Below are 21,323 nucleotides of genomic sequence, written 5' to 3'. Positions count from 1 at the left end.
TTAGTTTCTTTGCAAATACGGTAGCCAAAATTACGCCACAAACTTGAACCTTTCCTACTTCCTTGCCCAACGCATCAGTCGTGAACAAAAGGGTGGCTTCGCATCGACCATTCATACCATCGCCGTCGCTACACTGACCGTAGGACTTGCGGCCTGCATTGTTTCCTTTCTTATTATGGAAGGATTCCAGGAAACGGTGAAGAACCGCATCTATAGTTTCAGTGCCAATATCCTCATCACCAAGCTGAGCCTTAACAATTCCATGGAGGAACAGCCTTTCGATTTTAACATCGATGTCTACAATCATCCTGAACACTTTGAGCAAATAAGTCATATCCAGGAGTTCAGCCATAAAGTAGGTTTGATCAAAAGTGAGAATGATGTACTGGGAATCGTTCTCAAAGGTGTGGGAAGAAGCTTTGATCAGAATGCCTTTAAGGAAAATCTGAAAGAAGGAGAGTTCATCCACTTCAGTGACTCAGGATATTCAAAGGAGATCGTGATCAGTCAGACCATTGCGAACAAGATCAACGCAAAGGTGGGAGATGATATCACAGTTCACTTTTTTCAGGACCCTCCGCGGTTCAGGAAGCTTACGATCTCCGGCATCTATGAAACCAATCTCTCAGAATATTTCGATAGCAAAATAATTATCGGTGATCTCAAGCTGATCCAGCGACTCAATCAATGGCCCGATAGTGTTGCCGGCGGACTTGAAGTTTATGTCAGGGATCTCAAAAAGACAGATGAAGTTTATAATCAGATCGGAGAGAGCATGGACTACGATCTCTTTATTGAAAAAGTAAGCGATAAGTATGTTCAGGTATTTGAATGGCTTGGTCTTGTCAGCCGGCAGGTGGTGATCCTCTTATTCATTATCCTGACGGTAGTGTGTGTCAACATGATCTCCGTGATCCTAATCCTGGTGATGGAGCGTACACAGATGATCGGTTTGCTTAAAGCAATGGGCGCTCAGGATTCCATGATCAGAAATATCTTTGTCCACCAGGGAATCCGACTTATAACCCGCGGACTTCTTTTTGGAAATGCACTGGGTCTTGGACTTTGCTTTCTGCAATATCAATTCCAGTTCATCCATCTCAATCCTCATGACTATTACATGAGCTATGTTCCCATCGGATGGAACTGGCCGATCGTGATTGCTTTGAATGTGCTGATCTTCATTGTGGTGACGGTTGTACTACTCATACCCACCGCTGCGATATCAAGAGTGAATCCGATTAAGGCAATACGGTTTGACTAGGAATTAGTATTTCGTAAACCAGCTGCCGATCTTCAATCCGATCACGCCGAAAAAAGCTTCTTTAAAAATTCCGCTTGACATCTTGGATTGTCCCAGTGTGCGGTCTGTGAAAATGATAGGCACCTCCACGATCTTGAATTTGTATTTCCAGGTGTTGAACTTCATGGCGATCTGAAAACCATAGCCCACCAGCCTGATCTTATCCAGTTGAAGTGTCTCCAATACTTTTCTACGATAGCAAACAAATCCTGCAGTGGTATCCTGAATCGACATGCGTGTGATGAAGCGTACATACACACTTGCGAAATATGACAACAACACCCGGCTCATCGGCCAGTTGACAACATTTACTCCATTGACATATCGGGATCCGATAGAGAGATCAGCGCCCCCTTCTGAGCAGGCGATGTAAAGACGATTAAGGTCTTTGGGATCGTGGGAGAAATCTGCATCCATCTCCAGCATGTAATCATAGCCGCGTTGCAGTCCGAACTTGAATCCGGTGATGTATGCCGTTCCAAGCCCCTGCTTACCGGACCGCTGGATCAGGTGAAGTTGTTCCGTTGATGTGTTAAGTTCCTTTTGAAGATTCTTGATAATGTCTGCAGTGCCATCCGGTGATCCGTCATCAACGATCAGCAAATGAAAATCCTTCGGTTGTGCAAACACAGCTTTTATGATCGCCTGAATGTTTTCGGCTTCATTGTAAGTAGGAATAATAACAAGTGCGTTGCTCACTGAAATAAAGATTCTCGCTTAAAAATATGAAGAAATGAAGTGTGTTCAAATTGCTAAAATAGCTTGTCAAAGTTCTTTTTAACTGGCTATTTTGCCCATCGCAACTCAATACTCAACTCTTTAAATGCAATCCTTCCTTTCAAAGTGGATGTTTCGTAATTACACGACGATTCTCACGATCTATATTCTGGTCGTTGCCGTGATCACCATTCAGTCCCTTCTGTTGGAGAATAAAACCTTTGCACCGGGAGGGATCGCCTATCCTCAATACAATAACTACCTCATTTTTAAACAATCGTTCTTTCATCTGATCAATAACCAGGACTTATACGCGAGCTATCCCGCCGAGCAGGGTGACTTGTTTAAATATAGTCCCGCGTTTGCATTGTTCTTTGCTCCCTTTGCATGGCTTCCCGACAGCTTCGGATTGTTTTTATGGAATGCTCTGAATGCCCTTTGCCTCTTTGCAGCATTTGCCATGTTTCCAAAAACAGATCTGAGATCAAGGATACTCATGATGCTCTTTGTCCTGGTGGAATTGGTTACGGCCTTGCAAAACTCTCAGAGCAACGCTTTGATTGCAGGAATGATGATCCTGGCTTTTGTCATGCTGGAGCGCGATAAGCTTTTTCTGGCGGCATTGCTCATCACAGGTACGGTTTATATCAAGCTCTTCGGCGTATTCGGGTTTGGACTTTTTTTATTCTATCCCAACAAGATGAAGTTCATTCTCTATTCGGCATTATGTATGATCCTTCTGGCGGTGGTGCCGCTGGTCGTCATATCATTTGATCAACTAAAATTTCTTTACTCAAGCTGGCTGAGCTTGCTGGGTTATGATCACGACACCAGCAATGGATTGTCAGTACTGGGTTGGATTACCACCTGGTTTGGCGTAGCGATGGATAAGAAAGTTTTGTTGCTGACAGGGGTAGTGCTCCTCGGATTACCATTTATTCAAATCAAAAAGTTCGGCTACTTTCAATTCAGGACGGCCATGCTTGCTTCTATTCTACTATGGATCGTGATCTTTAATCATCGCGCTGAGTCTCCCACTTTCATCATTGCGATGGCAGGCGTGGCGGTTTGGTACTTCACCAAACAAGCCTCCAGAGTGGATTTCATTTTAATAATGCTGGCACTCGTCTTTACTTCTTTGTCGACGACCGACCTCTTCCCGAATTCCATACAGGATAATATTTTCGACCCGTATGTGGTCAAGGCAGTTCCCTGTATTATTATCTGGGGCAAAATAATTTTTGATTCTTTTAAGCAGAAAACATTATCTGCTGCACATTAATAGCATTGAATGAACAAAGCAGTTTTTCTGGATCGCGATGGTGTATTGAATGAAGACAATCCATTATACACCTATGAAGTTGAAAATTTCAAAATACTGAAAGGAGTTCCTCAGGCATTGCAGCAATTGCATGAGGCTGGCTATCTTCTGATCGTTGTCACGAATCAATCCGGGATAGCAAAAGGCATCTACACACAAGCTCAGATGGAGGCGTGTCATCAATACATGCAGACCAACTGCAATCATGTGATCGATCATTTTTATTTCTCCCCTTATCATCGGACGGTCACCAACTCTCTTATGACCAAACCCGGTTCGCTGATGTTTGAAAAGGCAATTGCAAAATTCAACATCGACATCTCAGCATCATGGATGATAGGCGACCGCGGCCGTGATATTATTCCAGCCCGGCAGTTAGGAATAAAAACCATTCAGATCGGCGACGAAGTAGAAGAAGCCGACAAAGCTGATTTTAAAGTAGAAAGCTTGCTGGAAGGAGCCGGGTTGATTTTGAAAAAGAAGTAATAGGTATTTCACCTATCTGAGATGCGTTGCCCATTTCATCTTTCATCTTCCTCTTAAAATTGAGATATTTGAAAGTTGGCAAGCAAATTGTTTATACCGACTAACTAAAAACTAAACACCTATGAAGAAATTAATGATGCTGGCATTACTGCTGTTCGTAGTATTTCAAAGCCAGAGCCAGGGATTTGAAGGAAGTGTAAAGTGGACCATGAAGATGGACATTACAGATCCCAAGCTAAAGGCTCAAATGGAAGCAGGTCAGGCTCAGATGCAGGCACAAATGAACGATCCAAAGATGCAGGCTCAAATGAAAGAGATGAAAGCAAAAATGGAAGACCCTGCTTTCAAAGCTCAATTGGATGCCAATCCTGCCCTGAAGGCTCAGATGGAAACGATGATGAAAAGCATGAGTGGCGGTGCAGCTCCCGGCGGCTCAATGACTCCTTCCGGAATGACCATGAAAATGAAAGGTGGCAACACCCTTACTTCTATGGACGGTGGAATGTTTGCCGGAATGGAAACTCTTTATCTGCATGATAAAAATCAGGCAGTGAAACTGGATCGCAAGAACAAAACATATTCGCTTCTTCCTACCACTCCTTCCGGAAAACCTGGTTCTACCAGCACTATGTCTACTCCCAAGTTTACAAAGACCAGCGAAACAACCAAGATCCTCGGCTATACCTGTACGAAGTACATTGTTGAGATCACAGAAGGAAAAGAGAAGCTAACGCAATTCATCTGGACGACTACCGACATCAAGGATATTGACTTCAAAGCTTTATCCAGCCAGCGTGTAAGTCAGAGCAACCACACCATGCTGCCTGCAGGCGTGGAAGGAATTCCTTTGAGAATTGAAAGCTCCGTTCCGCAAGGTAAAATGATCATGGAAGTTACTGAGATCAAAAAAGAATCTTTGCCAGCTTCAGACTTTACCATCCCTTCCGATTTCAAAGAGACTAAGTTTGGTTTCTGAGATCAGGATTTTAAATCACAACTCATAAAAAAACACCTGTCGGCATGACAGGTGTTTTTTTTATAAGACATTTCGCACTCAGATCTTCGCGCTTTCCTTCGTCTTCTTGTAGCCCAGCACTTTCATCATGCTGTCGCTGTTCTGTTCTGGAGCGAAGAGTTGTGTGGTGATCTCACCATCCTCATTTCTGGAGATGAGCACGTGTTTTGGTGCAGGCACCAGACAATGCTGTATTCCACCATATCCTCCCAGTGATTCCTGATACGCTCCAGTGTGAAAGAAGCCAATGTAAAGCGGCTCTTCGTCGTTGATCATCGGAAGGAACACCTCTCCAATGTGTGCTTCTGAATTATAATAATCCATACTGTCACAGGTAAGGCCTCCGATATTGACTTTATGATAAGGATCGTCCCACTTGTTGACGGCGAGAAGAATGTATTTCTGATTTAATCCCCATGCATCCGGCATCTGTGTGATGAATGATCCGTTGATCATGTACCACAACTCTTTATCGTTCTGAAGCTTCTGATCCACGACAGAATATAAAGTAGCGCCGCTTTCACCAACAGTATAGCTTCCAAACTCTGTGAAGATGTTAGGAACCGGTACATTGTTCTTGTCACAGATCCATTTGATGTTCTCCACGATCTGCTCGATCATGTATTTGTAATCGAATGTAAACGTGAGAGATGTTTTGATCGGGAACCCGCCACCGATATCAATAGAGTCAAGCGTATCGCAAACTTTACGCAGTTCACAGTATTTGAAAATGAAGCGGCTTAGCTCACTCCAGTAATATGCCGTGTCCTTGATCCCGGTATTGATAAAGAAGTGAAGCATCTTGAGGGATGCCTTAGGATTGTTGGCGATCTTCTCCTTATATAATGGAACGATATCGCTGTAGCGGATGCCAAGGCGTGAAGTATAGAACTCAAACTTTGGCTCTTCATCCGAAGCTACACGGATACCCACCTGATAGGGGACATTCACCTTTTGTTCATAGACATCAATTTCGCCCAGTGTATCCAGGATCGGGATACAGTTGGAGAAACCGTCATTGATAAGGTTGGATATGTTTTCTGTGTACAACGGCATCTTGAATCCGTTGCAGATCACGAATGTTTCTTTGGAGATCTTTCCACTTTCATGCAGGGAGCGAACGATGTTGATATCAAACGCAGAAGACGTCTCGATATGAACATTGTTTTTCAGCGCCTCTTCCAGGACAAATGAAAAGTGGGAAGACTTGGTGCAATAGCAGTACGTGTACTTTCCATTGTACTTAAACCGCTCCATGGCATTATTAAAGGTAGCCTGGACAAAACGAATGTTCTCGCTGATGCGGGGGAGGTACGTAAGTTTCAGCGGTGTGCCGTACTCCTTGATGATGTCCATTAACGGTACATCGTTGAACAGTAACTCGTGTTCCCAAACCTTAAATTCTTCCTGGGGAAATTCAAAGGTTTGTTCGATGAGTTCACGGTAGCTCTTCATTTCACATTAATGGGTTTAAACGGAATAGGGATGGATTATCGCGTAAAAACGCAATATTGCTATAAAATTGCCATCTTTGCAATACAATTGACAGTATGATCATCCGCCAGTTTCTTATTTCATTCTCTTCGGCGCACCCCTTGCCTGATCTCTGACAAGGACTCCCTTCTTTATTAGTACAAGTTAGTCCTTCTTTCAATTATTGTTAATCATTTGGTCGTGAGCGAGAAAATAAAAATCATACAGGTAAAATCCGAGATCGGCGCCGGCACACGCGGGGCTAGCTTGGGTGTGGAGGCAATAAAAATTGCCAGCCTGGATGCTAAATCTGATTTCTTCCGCGTCAATGAAAGCATTGAAGTGGAAAATGTCAACGAATTGCTCTTCAACAGCGCCGAACATACCTATGCCAAGTTCATCGATGGGGTGCTCATCATGGAAGAACGCGTCTGCCTTGAAATCTATGAACAGATATGGGATGATTTCTTTCCCATGATCATCGCCGGTGACCACAGCACTGCCTTTGGAACCATCGCCGGTATTAAAAAAGCACATCCCAGGAAAAGACTTGGCGTGATCTGGATTGACGCTCATGCCGATTTTCACTCTCCTTACACAACTCCTTCCGGCAATATGCACGGTATGACGCTTGCCATGGCCTGTGACATTGATAATCTTGAGTGCAAAGTCAACGACCCAAGAGGAGAGACTCTCGAGTACTGGGAACAGATCATGAATGTTGGTATCCCGGGACCAAAAATTGTCCCTGAGGATCTTGTGTTTATTTCTGTGCGCGATCTGGAGAAGGCCGAGAACTATATTATTAACAAATACGGCATTCCGAATTTCACCGCTGCCGAGGTAAGAAAAATGGGACCCGTTGCCGTTGCCGAAGAAACTTTAAAGCTGCTGGATCATTGCGACCTCATCTACGTTTCTTTTGACGTTGATAGCATGGACAGCCGTATATCTTCCGGAACAGGAACTCCTGTGCCGAACGGTCTCACCGTGGAGGAAGCTAAAATCCTTAACGTTGAGCTTGCGAAAAGTCCAAAGCTATGCGCCTGGGAAGTGGCAGAAGTTAATCCTACTCTCGACACTCAGAATAGCATGGCAGAAAATGCGTTTGAGGTAATGGAAGCTACCATGAGGGTGATCAAATCCAGGCAGATACCTGTAGGCGCGAAGGCCTGACCATCAATTTAGTCTTCTGCATATCGTACTCCTCCCTGTCTTCTGATCTCATCACTCGTCTCTGCCATCAGCAGGCTCATGCTGTGCGGCATCTGATCACATTCTTTCTTTCCCGCTTCAAGACATCGCACAACTTCCTGTAACTGATATTCAAATCCGTTGCCGGAATGAGGGAATGCATATTCAGTGATCTCACCTGAGTTGAGCCGCACGGTAACTTTTTCAGACTTGTGCCACGGCGTATTTAATATTATTCGTCCCAGCGTTCCCATGATGTGACCGTCTTTCGGCGAATCTGTAACGATAGACGAAAGTATGTGTGCCGTCGCTCCGCTTTTATATTTCAACAATGCATGGGTCGTTGTGTCTGCGCCGGTGGAGGCCAGCTGACTGAAAGCCTTTATCTCATCGGGCTTTCCAAGTACCAGCAATGCAAAGAACATCGGATAAACACCAACATCGAGTTGTGCACCGCCGCCCAACTTCATATTATAAAGTCTTCCTTCCGGATTGGGGATGCCGGAAAATCCAAAGTCGGCGTGAAGGGCTTTGATGTCTCCGATCACACCGGATTTAATAAGGTCAAGGGTTTTGTGTACAGCAGGAAAAAACCGTGACCACATTCCTTCCATCAGAAACGTGTTGGTCTCCTTTGCCATGTCGGTCATTTGCCTTACCTGTTTCAGGTTCAACGCTAATGGCTTTTCGCAAAGCACAGGCTTGCCATGCTTCAAACACAATAATGTCTGCTCAAAATGGAAAGGATGAGGAGTGGCAATGTAAACCAGATCGACAGCAGGGTCTTTCAAAAGTTCTTCATAGGAAGAATAATACTTTGAAGCACCATACGTCTTTGCAAACTCCTTTGCCTTTCCGGCATCGCGTGAAGCAATGGCATACACCTTTGCCTGTGGAACATATTGAAAGCATGAGGCAAAGCGGTTCGCAATTTTACCCGGACCGATGATCCCCACATTAAACACCTTGCTCATTATTTAGATATTTTATTGAAGCGGACTTTTTCTGCACGCGAAGCACTTACCGTAAGGCCGGTAATCGTTCCCTGCTTGTTTCTTGTAAACTCTACCAGATCGCCGGAGTTGCTTGTGAAAGCATCCTGAAATTCAGGAGTTAACTTAAAAGATGGCAGCGGTGTCTCATGAACCCACAGTGTATTGTCCCTGATATCGATCAGCAATGTGCCATCGGCTTCGTCACTTCTGAAGGTGCCGGTGTAATCTTTAAGGCTGAACTGGGCCGATACAGGCTTTACCCTGTAATAGCTTGATGTATCCATTGAATTCTTCACCATCACCTTGTCCTTCGACAAATAGATCCATTGAAGGTTATCATTGAAAAGTGTGTTGGCATCACTTGAGAACAATGCCCTGCCATTCTGTTTGATCTTCCCGTCACTGAATTCAAGTGTTAGCAGATCAAAATTCCGTATGCTTCTGTACTTGCCTTCAAATTTTTTCAGCTCTTCAGGCTTTACACTGATCGCAGTAGTTGAAGCTTTCGGGACTTCCTCACCCAGATATATTTTTGCGATCTGTGCGCCAACAGTCGCTGGATTAAAGCCAGCATCATTGCTGAGCATGATCACCGTCAGCTTCTTTTGAGGATAGTACGCCAGCCATCCGCGATAGCCCGCTGTCGCTCCGCTGTGATTGATCTCATCAAAGCCATTGATCTTTGCGATGAACAATCCGGAAGCATAGCCAATCTCACTTCCATTGTTAAGCTTGCCTTTCCTGATCCTTTCTTTATAAATATCATCGCCACCGATCTTATGATTCTCCAGTAGTGTATTCCATTTCATTAGATCGGAAGTGGTGGTGAGCAATCCTCCATGACCATAAATATTTTCAAAGGGCATATTTTGTTCATAGCCTGTCCTGGTGCGTGAATAGGCAATGGATCTCCCCGGAATAATTTTACGGAAGTCGGATCTCCATTGTGTGTTCTTCATTCCCAATGGTTCGAAGAAACGGATGCGGGTAAAGTCTTCCAGTGACATTCCTGACAGCTTCTCAACGATGGTCGTCATTAATGTATAACCGGAATTGCTGTAGGAATATTCATTTCCCGGTGTGAAGTTCACTGACTTCTGCCGGAAGATAATTTCCAGCGCAAGCTCATGGGTATAATTCCTGGTGGTGCGTGGCCAGCCTCCCAATGCGCCTACCGATCCCCAGTCTTTCAAACCACTGGTGTGATTCATCAGGTGCTGGATCGTAATGACCTTATCATAAACCGGAAGTTCCGGAATATATTTTCTCACATCATCATTCAGGCCAAGCTTCCCTTCTTTCGCCAGTAACAGAATCGACATGGCAGTGAACTGCTTGGATACCGATCCGCATTCAAAGATCGTCTCAGTAGTGTTGGGTGCCAGATGCTCCAGGTCAGCGAGGCCATACGCTTTCTGATATAAGATCTTGTCGCCCCGTGCTATGAGGATTGAACCTCCCGGTGTTGCATTATTCCACCTGGCAAAATTTTCATCAATGCGGCGGAGGGTGTCAATGGACTGCGCTTCAAGCTGACCGTAACCAACGATCAGCAAAAGGAAAATGAGCATACGTTTCATAACTGAAAGTTAGGATTAATCTGAACTCAAATCCTCACTGGCATCCACAGGAGAGACCTCCGCATATGAACACATTTTTTGTATTTTCGCCCAAATTTTACACGCACCATGAGCCAAAACCGACCTATTTCCGATTTCATTGAAAAGAATTACCTCCATTTTAACTCTGCCGCCCTCGTTGACGCTGCCAAAGCCTACAAGAAGCACATTGCAGAAGGTAAAAAAATGATGGTGACGCTGGCAGGTGCGATGAGTACCGCCGAACTCGGAATCAGTTTTGCCGAAATGATCCGCAAGGATAAAGTCCAGATCATCTCCTGCACAGGTGCCAACCTTGAGGAGGACATTATGAACCTCGTGGCTCACTCACACTATAAAAGAATTCCCAACTACAGGGACCTGACTCCCGAACAGGAGTGGGATCTCCTTGAAAATCATTTGAACCGTGTTACCGACACGTGTATCCCTGAAGAAGAAGCATTCCGTCGCTTGCAGCAGCACTTATATAAAGTGTGGAAAGATGCAGAAGACAAAGGTGAGCGCCTCTTCCCGCATGAGTTCATGTTCCGCATGATCAACAGCGGTGTGCTGAAACAATATTATGAGATCGATCCAAAGAATTCATGGATGATCGCTGCCGCGGAAAAGAATATGCCGATGGTGGTTCCGGGATGGGAAGATTCTACCATGGGAAATATCTTCGCTTCATACGTGATCACAGGCGAACTGAAAGCTTCTACCATGAAGTCGGGTATCGAATACATGGTATGGCTTGCCGACTGGTACACAAATAATTCAGGCAAGGATGGCATAGGCTTCTTCCAGATTGGTGGAGGTATTGCCGGCGACTTCCCGATCTGTGTGGTGCCGATGCTTCATCAGGATCTTGAGCACGACAGCATTCCATACTGGAGCTACTTCTGCCAGATCAGCGACTCTACTACCAGCTACGGTTCTTATTCCGGAGCTGTTCCAAATGAAAAGATCACATGGGGTAAGCTTAGCATTGAAACTCCGAAGTTCATCGTGGAGAGCGACGCAACGATCGTAGCACCGTTGATGTTCGCCTATATTTTAGATATGTAACAGGAATGAATCTCGATCTCCTTCTTCGTTCTGAAATACAGAAAGCAACCGCCGCTTTATTTGAATCATCTATCGCTCCTCAGCTCCAGCCTACCAACCAGGAGTTTGAAGGATCGCATACTGTTGTCTGTTTTCCTTTCACGAAAGTTTCAAAGAAAGGTCCTGAAGAAACTGCCAGACTGATCGGTGAGCATCTGCTTGCCAATTCAGGACTCGTCAGCAAGTATAATGTCGTCAAAGGATTTCTGAATCTATCCATCAGCGATGCTGTATGGGTAAAAGTTTTTGAATCGATCTTTTCCGATAAGTCGTTCGGTCAGCATCCATCCAACGGCAAAGAAATCATGGTGGAGTATTCTTCACCGAATACAAACAAGCCTTTGCACCTGGGTCATTTACGTAACAACTTCCTGGGTTGGAGTGTAGCGGAGATCTACAAAGCCAATGGCTACAATGTTCATAAGGTACAGATCATCAACGACCGTGGTATTCATATTTGTAAATCCATGGCCGCGTGGAAACTATTCGGCAATGGAGAGACACCACAGAGCAGCGGCCTCAAAGGAGATAAGCTCGTCGGAAAATATTATGTCGAGTTCGACCGGAATTTCAAAGCGCAGGTAAAAGAACTTGAAGAGAAAGGAACGGCTAAGGAAGTCGCAGAGAAAGAAGCGCCGATCATGAAGCTTGCTGTTGACATGCTTCAGAAGTGGGAACAAAAAGATCCTGAGATTCTTTCTCTCTGGAGCACCATGAATGGATGGGTGTATGATGGCTTTGCTGTCACCTACAAACGCATGGGTGTTGACTTCGAAAAATTATACTACGAATCACAGACCTATCTTCTTGGAAAAGAAGAAGTATTAAGAGGTGTGGCGCAGGGAATATTCTTTAAGAAAGAAGATGGTTCGGTGTGGGTCGACCTTACCGGTGATGGGCTGGATCAGAAAGTGCTGCTTCGTTCCGATGGCACTTCCGTTTATATGACACAGGATGTAGGTACTGCCATCCTTCGCTTCCGCGATTTCCCAAAGATTGAAAAGCAGGTTTATACTGTCGGCAACGAACAGGAATATCACTTCAAGGTATTGTTTCTGATCCTTGCCAAACTTGGATATGCATGGGCAAAGGAATGCTATCATTTATCGTATGGTATGGTGGACCTTCCTTCCGGAAAAATGAAAAGCCGTGAGGGTACGGTTGTCGATGCTGATGACCTGATGGAAGAGATGGTGGAGGAAGCATCGAAGCAGACGCAGGAGTTGGGCAAGATCGATGAGATGGAAGCCGGTGAACTGGAAAAACTTTCCGAGATGATCGGACTGGGCGCATTGAAGTTCTTCCTGTTGAAAGTAGATCCAAAGAAACGGATGCTGTTCGATCCTGCAGAGTCAATTCAATTGCAGGGACATACCGGTCCGTTCATTCAGTACACGCATGCACGCATTTGCTCAATACTGAGAAAGGCGGCCACACAAAATATTGTTGGGGATGTAAAAGGAGTTGCAGCGCTGGAGCCGATGGAACGTGAGGTGATCTTCCGTATCAATCAATACATGCACAAGCTGGAAGAAGCAGCACGTGAATATTCACCTGCCGTGATTGCAAACTATGCTTATGAGCTGGCGAAAGGTTATAATCAGTTCTATCAGGCGATACCGATCTTCAGTGAAACTGATTCTTCAAAGCTTGCATTCAGAATTGCATTCTCAGGAGTAGTCGCCAACGTTCTTAAAAAGTCAATGGGACTTTTGGGAATCCAGGTTCCGGAGAGGATGTAATATTTTATTAGATTTATATTTCCAGGGTTTTAAATAAGTATCCGATGAAAGTGCTCATAAGAAAATTTGACGCCCCGGATACAGAACCCTTACTCCGGCTCTTTTACGATACGGTGCACACCGTCAACAGCAAAGACTATCCGAAGGAACATCTCAACGCATGGGCGCAGGAAAGTCCCGATGTGAAAAAATGGAAGGATAAATTCAAATCTCATAAAACATACGTTGCCCTTCTGGATGGAAAGATCGTCGGCTTTGGAAGCCTCGATAAAGATCATACGTCAGTTGGAATGCTGTACGTTCATAAAGATCATCAGCGTCAGGGGGTTGCTACGGCACTGCTTGAAAAGCTGGAAGAGAAACTGCAGAAGGACGACATAAAAAATACAGAAGCAGAATCCAGCATCACGGCCCGTTCCTTTTTTGAGAAGAGAGGATATGTCGTTAATAAAGAAAACCGAAAGATGCTCAACGGCATCGAATTCCTGAACTTCATTATGGAAAAGAAATTAGCACCCAAAGAGAAGAGTGACATGAAAGAGAAAGTAAAAGAAGCGAAGCCCTTCAAGTGGCGCGATCTGTTCTTCAACAAGGTCTTTGATCTCATGATCGTCATCGTCGGTGTCTCGGTTGCCTTTCAGCTGAACAACCTCAAGCTGAGTTCCGATCAGCAATCCCTGGAGCAGTTTTATATGGAGAGCATGATCGGTGATCTGCGAAAAGATAAATCCCAGATCGAACAGATCCTCGTGGAGCTTAAGGCCGATCAGAAAAGTATTAACGATTACCTGGCCGCCAACACCAACTCATCTGACTCATTGGGAAGAGTGGTCTTCAATATTCTGTCTCTGGAAACATTTACTCCGAATCAGAACACCTATCAGATGCTGCTGTCGGGCAATGGACTCACTGCTATCAGCGACCGGGAAGTAAGAAGCCAGACAACAGAATTCTATAACACCTATTTGTCCATCAAGCGCTTTGAAGAGGTCGATACACAGCTGGTGTTTGAGATCTTTGGTTATTTCTCTCCGTACTCAGATATAGGGGCAGGAAAGATCCTGGATCCAACGATCGTTCAAAAGCCTCAGACCAAAAACTACCTGCTGGCAACTTCTGCCCAGCTGAGTGATGGTATCGACGCGCATAGCATTGCGCTGGAGAAGGCAACAAAGTTAATTGAGACCATCGAGAACAAGCTGAGGAGGCTTTAGAATCTCCCCCTTAAATAGGTCTTTTCTGTGCTGTAAATCTGCATTCCATTAAAGGGATGCGGGAAACTGCATTTTCCTGCATCTCCATCGGAATGCACTAAATTTCCCGTTACTTTGTTGTGTACAACACAAGCCTATTCTTCTATGAAAACAATCCTCGTAATACTCTTAAGCTTTATGACCACCGCTACATCTGTTTACGATTTCAAGCTTCCCGCCATTGACGGAAAGACCATTGACTTCGCACAATTCAAAGGAAAAAATATCCTGATCGTAAACACCGCATCCAAATGCGGATACACTCCACAGTATGCTGACCTTCAGAAACTGAATGACACGTATGGCGGTAAGGTTACGATCCTGGGCTTCCCTGCCAACAACTTCGGCGGACAGGAGCCAGGTGCCAATGCTGAGATCGCTTCATTCTGTCAGAAGAACTATGGCGTTACGTTCCAGATGTTTGAAAAAGTTTCTGTGAAAGGTGATGACCAGGCTCCGTTGTTTGCATGGTTGAAAGAGAAGACAGGGCAGGAGCCAAGCTGGAATTTCTGCAAGTACCTGATCAAGGCCGATGGATCCGTTAAGTTTTACAAGTCTGCTGTCAATCCAATGGCAAAAGAAATAACCGATGAGCTCTAAGCGAATCATATTCATTATCATCGGAGGAGTAATCTTTATGGGCTTAATGGCATTTCTGACGGGCAAACTATCCTCTTCCAAAAAGAGACCGATATCCGGTTCGATCTATGACTTCAAATTAAAATCTCTGGAAGGTAAGGAGATCGACTTTTCGAAATACAAAGGCAAGTACATGCTCATCGTGAACACGGCATCCAAGTGCGGGTACACGCCGCAATATGCTGATCTCGAAAAGCTTCATGAGAACTTCAATGACAAGATTGCCGTGCTGGGATTCCCCGCCAATAATTTTCTCTGGCAGGAGCCGGGCGACAATGCCGAGATCGCTACCTTCTGTGAAAGAAACTACGGAGTGAAATTCCAGATGTTTGAAAAGGTCTCCGTGAAGGGAAAAGATCAGGCACCTCTTTATGACTGGCTTGATGCCAAGACCGGCGAAACACCTTCCTGGAATTTCTGCAAGTATCTTATCAGTCCGGAAGGAGAAGTCCTTGGATTCTTTCCATCCAAAGTGAAGCCGATGGATGAGGCGATCATGTCGAAGATCAAACTTTGATTAAAGTAAGCTCATCCTGTTTACAGATATTTTAATTGACTCATTGAGTAGTGGCTGACAGTAATAGTCTTGATATAAAATCCTGGGTCGGGGCGTTTCGCCTGCGTACCCTTCCTCTTTCACTTTCCTGCATTGGTATGGCTGGCTTTCTTGCCGCTGCTGCGGGAAAGTTTGACGGCCTGATCTTTTTCCTGTGCTGTCTTACCACCATCTTATTACAGATCCTTTCCAATCTTGCCAATGACTATGGTGACTCTGTGAATGGTGCCGACCACGCCGGAAGAAAAGGTCCATCGCGTGCGGTGCAGTCGGGAGTGATCACTTCAGCACAGATGAAAAGTGCGATCATTCTTTTCACGGTGCTGTGCCTGGCATCGGGAATCATTCTTTTGCTGGTAGCCTTTGGGTACGACTGGAATTCATTGCTCTTCTTTTTATTGCTGGGATTGTTATCCATTGCAGCGGCCATTGCTTATACCGTTGGAAAAAAACCTTATGGGTACATCGGACTGGGAGATCTTTCGGTGCTGATCTTCTTTGGACTGGTGGGAGTGATGGGATCATTGTACCTGTTCACGCATGAGATCGATACGATCACGCTGTTGCCGGCGCTGAGTTGCGGATTATTTTCCATTGCGGTGCTGAACATCAACAACATGCGCGACATTGAATCTGACAAGGCGGCGGGAAAGTATTCTATTCCGGTGCGCATCGGAAAGAAGATGGGCGCGCGCTATCAGTGGTTTCTTCTCATGGGCGGTGTGATCGCTGCGATTGCCTATACGATACTGAAGTATCATTCACCGTACCAGTTTCTCTTTTTGATATCCGTTCCTTTATTCATGCGGATCGGCATGGCCGTTTACAGCAAGCCTTCTGAGGCACTGGATCCCTACCTGAAGCAGATGGCACTATCGACGTTGCTGTTTGTGGTGTTGTTTGGAGTGGGGAATTTGTTGTAGTTCGTATTCATTTCGGCCACGGCGTTGTTGGTTAAAAAGCTCGAAATAGTGAAATTTAATAGAGGGCTATAAGGCAGAGTGGCTTATAGCCAGACGTTGTGGGTAATTGGGGAACCATACACAGACAAATCAATTCAATTCAAGACTAGTGATCAATAGACTAATACTTTTATTTTCCATTTTGACAATAATTATTTCTTGTCAGTCAATTCCAAAGAACCTCTATGAAAGCAAGGGATTGAATTTTAACATAACCGATGACTTTAAAATAACTGAGACAAAGACGTGGAAACATAACCATGCGACATACATAAAGATAGAACCAAGAAATAAAGATATTTATGCGAAGATTTCTGTGTCATGGCTACCTAAAAAGTTTGATTTGGACAAAGAGCTCCAGAATTTTGTGGAATCACTAAAAGAAGGCTCTGTGGATGATCTACAGAATACTCCTGTCTTCGGTGAAGTCAGATCAATAAAGTTCGGATCCAATGTGGCAAGACATATTGACTATGTAATTGGTAACGGACAAAAAAGTGGTTCTTACACATCTTTTCATTGCGACAGTCTAACAGTCATTATTGGGCAACATTACAACCCTGAAAGTCAAGCGATGACAAATCGATGTCGACAGATAATTGAAGAGACGCACAATTGCGTTGGACAAGGAATCAAAAAATGATGAGGGAAGCCAACTACCCACAACACAATGCATAAGCAATGGCTGGTTTGGTTTAAGGTAAAAGTGTTATCTTTCAAAATACGTTTTTGCAACGGGGACAGTGTGGCACAACTTACACCCGCCACTGCTCATGCACAAACGTTGTGCACCATTTAGCCATGGACAAAGTAAACCATCATTACGAGTACAAGTTTGGATTCGGACAGTTTTTCAATCTCTTAATAGGATTTGGACTGTTGGGGAGCTCAATGTTTCTTTTGATACGATTCCCGGTGGACAATACATTGATTGTAGTTGCTTCGTTTCTGGCAATAGTTGGACTGATACCAATTTGCTTGACGGCTCATTATTTGAGAAGAAGTCTCTACCTCCAGGTGCGCATTGACCAGGACAATGGAATATTTGAAATCACCAGAGACGGACGGAGACAAATTTGGAAACTCAATGACGTTAGGTCGGTTGACATTGAAGAACAAAAACAGATCGGACTACTTGGATTCGACTTTGACTTTGCCAAGTACACATTCACGGACGGGACGTATTGTATTGTGACAAACATGATGACGAGCGAGTATTTCATCCCGGCTGGACTACACCCGACAATAAAGCAGACGATTTTCCCAGTTATCTGGCGTGGGACTAATGTCTAAACGGTGCACAACAATGGCTATAAAACATATGCTATATCGTAGGTTCTTAAAGTGTGTGCTGTTAAATTTCGGCAGTAACGTGGGACAAAGATGTAGGTATTTAAACGCATACGTTTTATAGCCGAGCGTTGTGGGCAATTACATTGAAAGAGTGGAAAATGAATAAGATATTAATAGCTATATTTTTTTTACTGTTGGTTTCTTGCGTTCTGGAACCAACGCCTGATGATCGATTATTAATTATTAACCGTTCAGGTAAAGTGATTTGTTTTGACTATGAAGTGGATACAGTTCTGCATGTGCCCTCAATTAATAAAAAGGAGTTCTTTATCAGAGAAAGACTAGACCCCGGGGACTCGACTCGTGTTGAAAAAGTGAACAATAAGGATCAATGGGTGTGGGACGTTAGTCATGGTAAAGATAGCACCTTAAGTATCTTCATATTTGATTATGAGCAAGTTCTTAAGACTGACTGGGACACTTTAAGGGCGAATGGAAGATATAAACGATTAGATTATAAACTGTCGGATTTAAATAAAAACAATTGGACCGTGATCGTGAAGTGACTGTAACTGCCCACAACACAAGCTATAATGCATTGGCCTTTTTTCTCTATTTTTAAATTAAGGTAAGGCCAACGCCTCATGGCAAAACGTTGTGTGCAATGCCTTAGCCAATAAAGACCTTGAGACGAAAGATTAGTTTGTCGATATCAGCTACAACTACTGCCCTGCTCCTGCTGGGCAAATTAGCTCATGGACAAGATTGTGAGAAGCTTGAGGACGGTAAGTACAGGGTAAAGTTTAATAAAGAGTTCGGCAGCGCTTCTTATGTTCTCTCACTAGAAGGTGATTACTTCACTGAGCTCAAAGACGGTCGAGAAATTAAAGGCAAAATCGATGGCAACGAGAATTGCACATTGCGTTTGAACTATATGATAACGAGTGATACGACTAGCAATGCCGTGCAAAGGGTGCTTTCCAAGTCCTCGAAGCCGTATTTTGAATTTCAAACTACTCGCGGAAGGAGACTAAAGTTTAGGCTGACAGGTTATGCCGGACCTCACACTACTTCTGGCGAGGGTCAATTCATAAAAAAGCGTTGAGTGTGACCCGGCACTGCACACAACATGGGCTATAAGTCATTTGCTTTTTAATGTTTATTTTTATTTGGACAAAGCAAACACCTTATAGCTAGACATTGGCAGCTATAACTATTGACCATTGAGTTCATGATAAGAGCAATACAGTTCCTCCTGCTAATAACAGTTATTGGTTGCACGAACAAAGAAAGTGGAGATGAAATAATTAAACCTAAGTGGGACATTGGAGACTACAGGCTATTTACAGAAAAAGGATACTACTTTGCCAAGGTTAATGATGACACCATAGCCAATGTGTCCTATGAGAAGTCAATAAAGATTACTGTGTTTGACAAGAATCAAATGGGTTACATTTTACAGGTTGAAATACTGCCTCTCAAAGAACTAGCGATAAGATCTTCAGAGGACTCATTGGAAACCAAATACAACAGCGCGCTCGATATTTTGAAGGACTTGACGAAGCATAGCTTGCCATATCAATTGCGCATTAGTTCTTTGGGAGAATTTACAGAAGTTGTGGATTTCGAAAACTACTATGTACGATGTTTGAATGAGCTGTTCAAAGTTGCGGACACTTTGAAAATTGAAGAAAAGGATAGGCAAACGTTATTGCAGATTACGAAAAGTGATTCTTCAACAAAGGAGAGGTTCCGAGAAAATCTATGGAACGGCATTGACGACTACTTTGCTCTCTACAGTAAAGTAAATTCGATCAATCAGGATTTCTCTGAGGAGGTGAGTATGCCATATCCAAAGACAGGAGAACCAACTCCTGCCACTCTGACATATCACACAACGTCAGTCGATGGGGACATCCAGGAAATTGAGCTGACAGTAAAACTTGGCCAACCGTTAAGCAGTATTCAGTCTGATACTTTGAAGATCAATCCTACAAAGAAAATTGATCTCAACAATATGAGAAACGTGACAAAGTATTCTTATAACCAAAGGACAAGTTGGTTGGAGAAGATCGAATCGAATGTCAATTTCAAGACCGACACAGTTGACGTGAGAATTGTAAGCAATGTTCGAGTAGTGAAGTAATAAGTTACGACTGCCAACAAAAGTTAGCAGCAAGCATACTTGAAAATACACTCACGATAACAAAGGAACATGAATAATAACTAATCTGGTGGGAGAACTTCTGGACCCTGAAAGACAACTCGGGATTCAATACTGATAGAGTTGAGGATATTGAATAAGATATTGAAAAACTATTAGAGAAAAAGTAAAACATAGACGTAGTCATCATCGTAATTAAGACACCACTCTGGAAAGCGTCAATAATGAGCAATTCACCTTTTTCCAGGTCTGAAGCTCCCTACCCTTATGGAGACCTTAAGGAGACCTTATCGAGACCTTATGGAGACCTTAACGAGACTTTTTACCTGTAACTCCCGGATGTTCTACCGATGTCCCCCTTATTCCGCTCGGATGTTTGCCTTTGTCTTGTCCTTGTCTCAGCACTGTAGTATCGGTGCATGCACCTTGTAAAGACCTTTGAGCTTCGGTCGCAAAGGCCATCATTCATTTGCCTTTTAATGTTTATTTTTATTTAGGTAAGGATCCAACGTAAAAGGTTTATGCAAACGGACATGGAAAAATCTAACCAGGAGGTTGTTGAACACGTGTGGTACATGCGCCCGGTCTTTTTTGTCTCGGACATACAAAGTGCAATAGCATTCTATGTTGACAAGCTTGGGTTCACAAAGAAATGGCATGAGGCAGATGGCAAGGGCACAGTGTGTCAGGTCGACCGTGGGGGTTGCGAGATCATTTTATGTGAGGACACTACTCACAACAGGCGATCTCGTGTTTTCCTTGAATTGTCCCGCGATGGAGTGGACCAACTGCTTAAAGAAGTTGCAGAGCATTCCGTTCCAACGAAGAAAGTCAGATGGGGATATGATGTACTTCAAATCGAAGACCCCGATGGCAACGAACTATTTGTTTGTCTGGAAAATCTTCTGTGAAACCGGGGGCAAACCTGTATGTGGTAGATTCGCGCCTTTTAAACTGACATACTTTAAGAATCACGAAAGCAAATTTTGATGAAAATAGGTCTTGATGCTTATCTGATAAATCTGGCCATTGGAGTGCTGACCTTTTTCATCTTAAGATTGGTACTCAAAAGAATTATTAAGACTAACAAGACTCTAAGAATTTCGTTGACCTGGATAGGGACTATTATTCTCACACCTATAATTTACATAGGGATTATCTTTTTAATCTTCAGTTGGATGTTCTACGAACCAACCAGGGACTTCAGTAAGGAAAGGTGGTTCTCAGAAAAACAAAAAAGGTATGAGATGAGAGATGACATCGTGGAAAGTGATTTCCTGAAGAATAAAAACAAAGCAGAAGTATTGAATCTCCTGGGCTCACCAGACTTCAGGACGGACACAACAAATGTATGGGAGTATGATTTAGGGACTTCCGGAGCTGGATTCGGCTGGCAATTCAATTCCTTACTAGTAAAGTTTGATCATGAGCAAGTGAGTAAAGTGGAGAAAAGGGAAATAGTTGATTGATATATTCATCGCTGTCAACAAAGCATTAGTTGCGAC

Annotated in this window: 20 protein-coding genes; 16 read left to right on the top strand and 4 right to left on the bottom strand. The window is 43.9% G+C overall.

Going from position 1 to position 21,323, the window contains the following annotated elements; genetic code table 11:
* Positions 1–43 precede the first annotated feature (43 nt).
* Positions 44–1,264 carry an ABC transporter permease gene (locus tag HOP08_04910; protein ID NOT74248.1) on the top strand — a complete coding sequence of 407 codons (1,221 nt, stop codon included), beginning with the start codon at positions 44–46 and terminating at the stop codon, positions 1,262–1,264.
* A gap of 3 nt (positions 1,265–1,267) precedes the next feature.
* Here the strand turns inward: HOP08_04910 and HOP08_04905 are convergent, their stop codons facing one another.
* Entirely contained in the window at positions 1,268–2,008 is a 741-nt protein-coding gene (locus tag HOP08_04905) for a polyprenol monophosphomannose synthase (protein ID NOT74247.1), read from the bottom strand.
* Between the two features lie 118 nt (positions 2,009–2,126).
* Here HOP08_04905 and HOP08_04900 point away from each other — a divergent pair, with 118 nt between their 5' ends.
* The 3 genes from HOP08_04900 to HOP08_04890 all read left to right on the top strand — a co-directional run bounded on the left by HOP08_04900 (position 2,127) and on the right by HOP08_04890 (position 4,803).
* Positions 2,127–3,302 carry a DUF2029 domain-containing protein gene (locus HOP08_04900; GenBank protein NOT74246.1) on the top strand — a complete coding sequence of 392 codons (1,176 nt, stop codon included), beginning with the start codon at positions 2,127–2,129 and terminating at the stop codon, positions 3,300–3,302.
* 9 nt (positions 3,303–3,311) lie between these two features.
* Entirely contained in the window at positions 3,312–3,827 is a 516-nt protein-coding gene (locus tag HOP08_04895; protein ID NOT74245.1) for an HAD-IIIA family hydrolase, read from the top strand.
* 121 nt (positions 3,828–3,948) lie between these two features.
* The gene (locus HOP08_04890) at positions 3,949–4,803 is read left to right on the top strand and encodes a DUF4412 domain-containing protein (GenBank protein ID NOT74244.1); all 855 of its coding nucleotides are present in this window, start codon (positions 3,949–3,951) and stop codon (positions 4,801–4,803) included.
* A 78-nt stretch (positions 4,804–4,881) separates the two neighbouring features.
* On the opposite strand, the gene HOP08_04885 is transcribed toward HOP08_04890, so the two are convergent.
* Entirely contained in the window at positions 4,882–6,297 is a 1,416-nt protein-coding gene (locus HOP08_04885; GenBank protein ID NOT74243.1) for an arginine decarboxylase, read from the bottom strand.
* Positions 6,298–6,516: 219 nt separating this feature from the next.
* On the opposite strand from HOP08_04885, the gene rocF reads away from it, so the two are divergent.
* A complete protein-coding gene (rocF, locus tag HOP08_04880) occupies positions 6,517–7,491 on the top strand; it encodes an arginase (GenBank protein NOT74242.1) in 975 nt (324 codons plus the stop codon).
* Positions 7,492–7,499: 8 nt separating this feature from the next.
* On the opposite strand, the gene HOP08_04875 is transcribed toward rocF, so the two are convergent.
* Both HOP08_04875 and HOP08_04870 read right to left on the bottom strand, forming a co-directional pair.
* Complete coding sequence (locus tag HOP08_04875) at positions 7,500–8,483, bottom strand: Gfo/Idh/MocA family oxidoreductase (protein NOT74241.1); 984 nt, start codon at positions 8,481–8,483, stop codon at positions 7,500–7,502.
* Complete coding sequence (locus HOP08_04870; protein ID NOT74240.1) at positions 8,483–10,084, bottom strand: serine hydrolase; 1,602 nt, start codon at positions 10,082–10,084, stop codon at positions 8,483–8,485. The genes HOP08_04875 and HOP08_04870 overlap by 1 nt, the downstream gene beginning before the upstream one ends.
* A gap of 108 nt (positions 10,085–10,192) precedes the next feature.
* On the opposite strand from HOP08_04870, the gene HOP08_04865 reads away from it, so the two are divergent.
* From HOP08_04865 to HOP08_04815, 11 genes are all read left to right on the top strand, one after another.
* Positions 10,193–11,170: a deoxyhypusine synthase gene (locus HOP08_04865; GenBank protein NOT74239.1), complete on the top strand. Its 978-nt coding sequence runs from the start codon at positions 10,193–10,195 to the stop codon at positions 11,168–11,170.
* A gap of 5 nt (positions 11,171–11,175) precedes the next feature.
* Positions 11,176–12,951 carry an arginine--tRNA ligase gene (locus HOP08_04860; protein ID NOT74238.1) on the top strand — a complete coding sequence of 592 codons (1,776 nt, stop codon included), beginning with the start codon at positions 11,176–11,178 and terminating at the stop codon, positions 12,949–12,951.
* 44 nt (positions 12,952–12,995) lie between these two features.
* Positions 12,996–14,165, top strand: a complete 1,170-nt coding sequence (locus HOP08_04855; GenBank protein ID NOT74237.1) for a GNAT family N-acetyltransferase — start codon at positions 12,996–12,998, stop codon at positions 14,163–14,165.
* A gap of 144 nt (positions 14,166–14,309) precedes the next feature.
* Positions 14,310–14,804: a glutathione peroxidase gene (locus tag HOP08_04850; protein NOT74236.1), complete on the top strand. Its 495-nt coding sequence runs from the start codon at positions 14,310–14,312 to the stop codon at positions 14,802–14,804.
* Positions 14,794–15,360 (top strand): glutathione peroxidase, encoded by a 567-nt coding sequence (locus HOP08_04845; GenBank protein ID NOT74235.1) that lies wholly within the window; start codon positions 14,794–14,796, stop codon positions 15,358–15,360. Before HOP08_04850 ends, HOP08_04845 begins: the two co-directional genes overlap by 11 nt.
* A 74-nt stretch (positions 15,361–15,434) precedes the next feature.
* Positions 15,435–16,322 carry a 1,4-dihydroxy-2-naphthoate polyprenyltransferase gene (locus HOP08_04840; protein NOT74234.1) on the top strand — a complete coding sequence of 296 codons (888 nt, stop codon included), beginning with the start codon at positions 15,435–15,437 and terminating at the stop codon, positions 16,320–16,322.
* An 840-nt stretch (positions 16,323–17,162) separates the two neighbouring features.
* Positions 17,163–17,654: a hypothetical protein gene (locus tag HOP08_04835; GenBank protein NOT74233.1), complete on the top strand. Its 492-nt coding sequence runs from the start codon at positions 17,163–17,165 to the stop codon at positions 17,652–17,654.
* 158 nt (positions 17,655–17,812) lie between these two features.
* Positions 17,813–18,220 carry a hypothetical protein gene (locus tag HOP08_04830; GenBank protein NOT74232.1) on the top strand — a complete coding sequence of 136 codons (408 nt, stop codon included), beginning with the start codon at positions 17,813–17,815 and terminating at the stop codon, positions 18,218–18,220.
* A 665-nt stretch (positions 18,221–18,885) separates the two neighbouring features.
* On the top strand, positions 18,886–19,800 hold the full coding sequence (locus tag HOP08_04825) for a hypothetical protein (protein ID NOT74231.1): 915 nt from the start codon (positions 18,886–18,888) through the stop codon (positions 19,798–19,800).
* A gap of 551 nt (positions 19,801–20,351) precedes the next feature.
* Positions 20,352–20,729, top strand: a complete 378-nt coding sequence (locus HOP08_04820) for a bleomycin resistance family protein (protein NOT74230.1) — start codon at positions 20,352–20,354, stop codon at positions 20,727–20,729.
* A gap of 78 nt (positions 20,730–20,807) precedes the next feature.
* Positions 20,808–21,287, top strand: a complete 480-nt coding sequence (locus HOP08_04815) for a hypothetical protein (protein NOT74229.1) — start codon at positions 20,808–20,810, stop codon at positions 21,285–21,287.
* The last annotated feature ends 36 nt before the right edge of the window (positions 21,288–21,323 follow it).

It is taken from the genome of Cyclobacteriaceae bacterium (assembly GCA_013141055.1).
Classification (GTDB): Bacteria; Bacteroidota; Bacteroidia; order Cytophagales; family Cyclobacteriaceae; genus ELB16-189.
The sequence above is the reverse complement of the archived record's forward strand: the minus strand, read 5'-3'. Positions and strand labels throughout refer to the sequence as shown.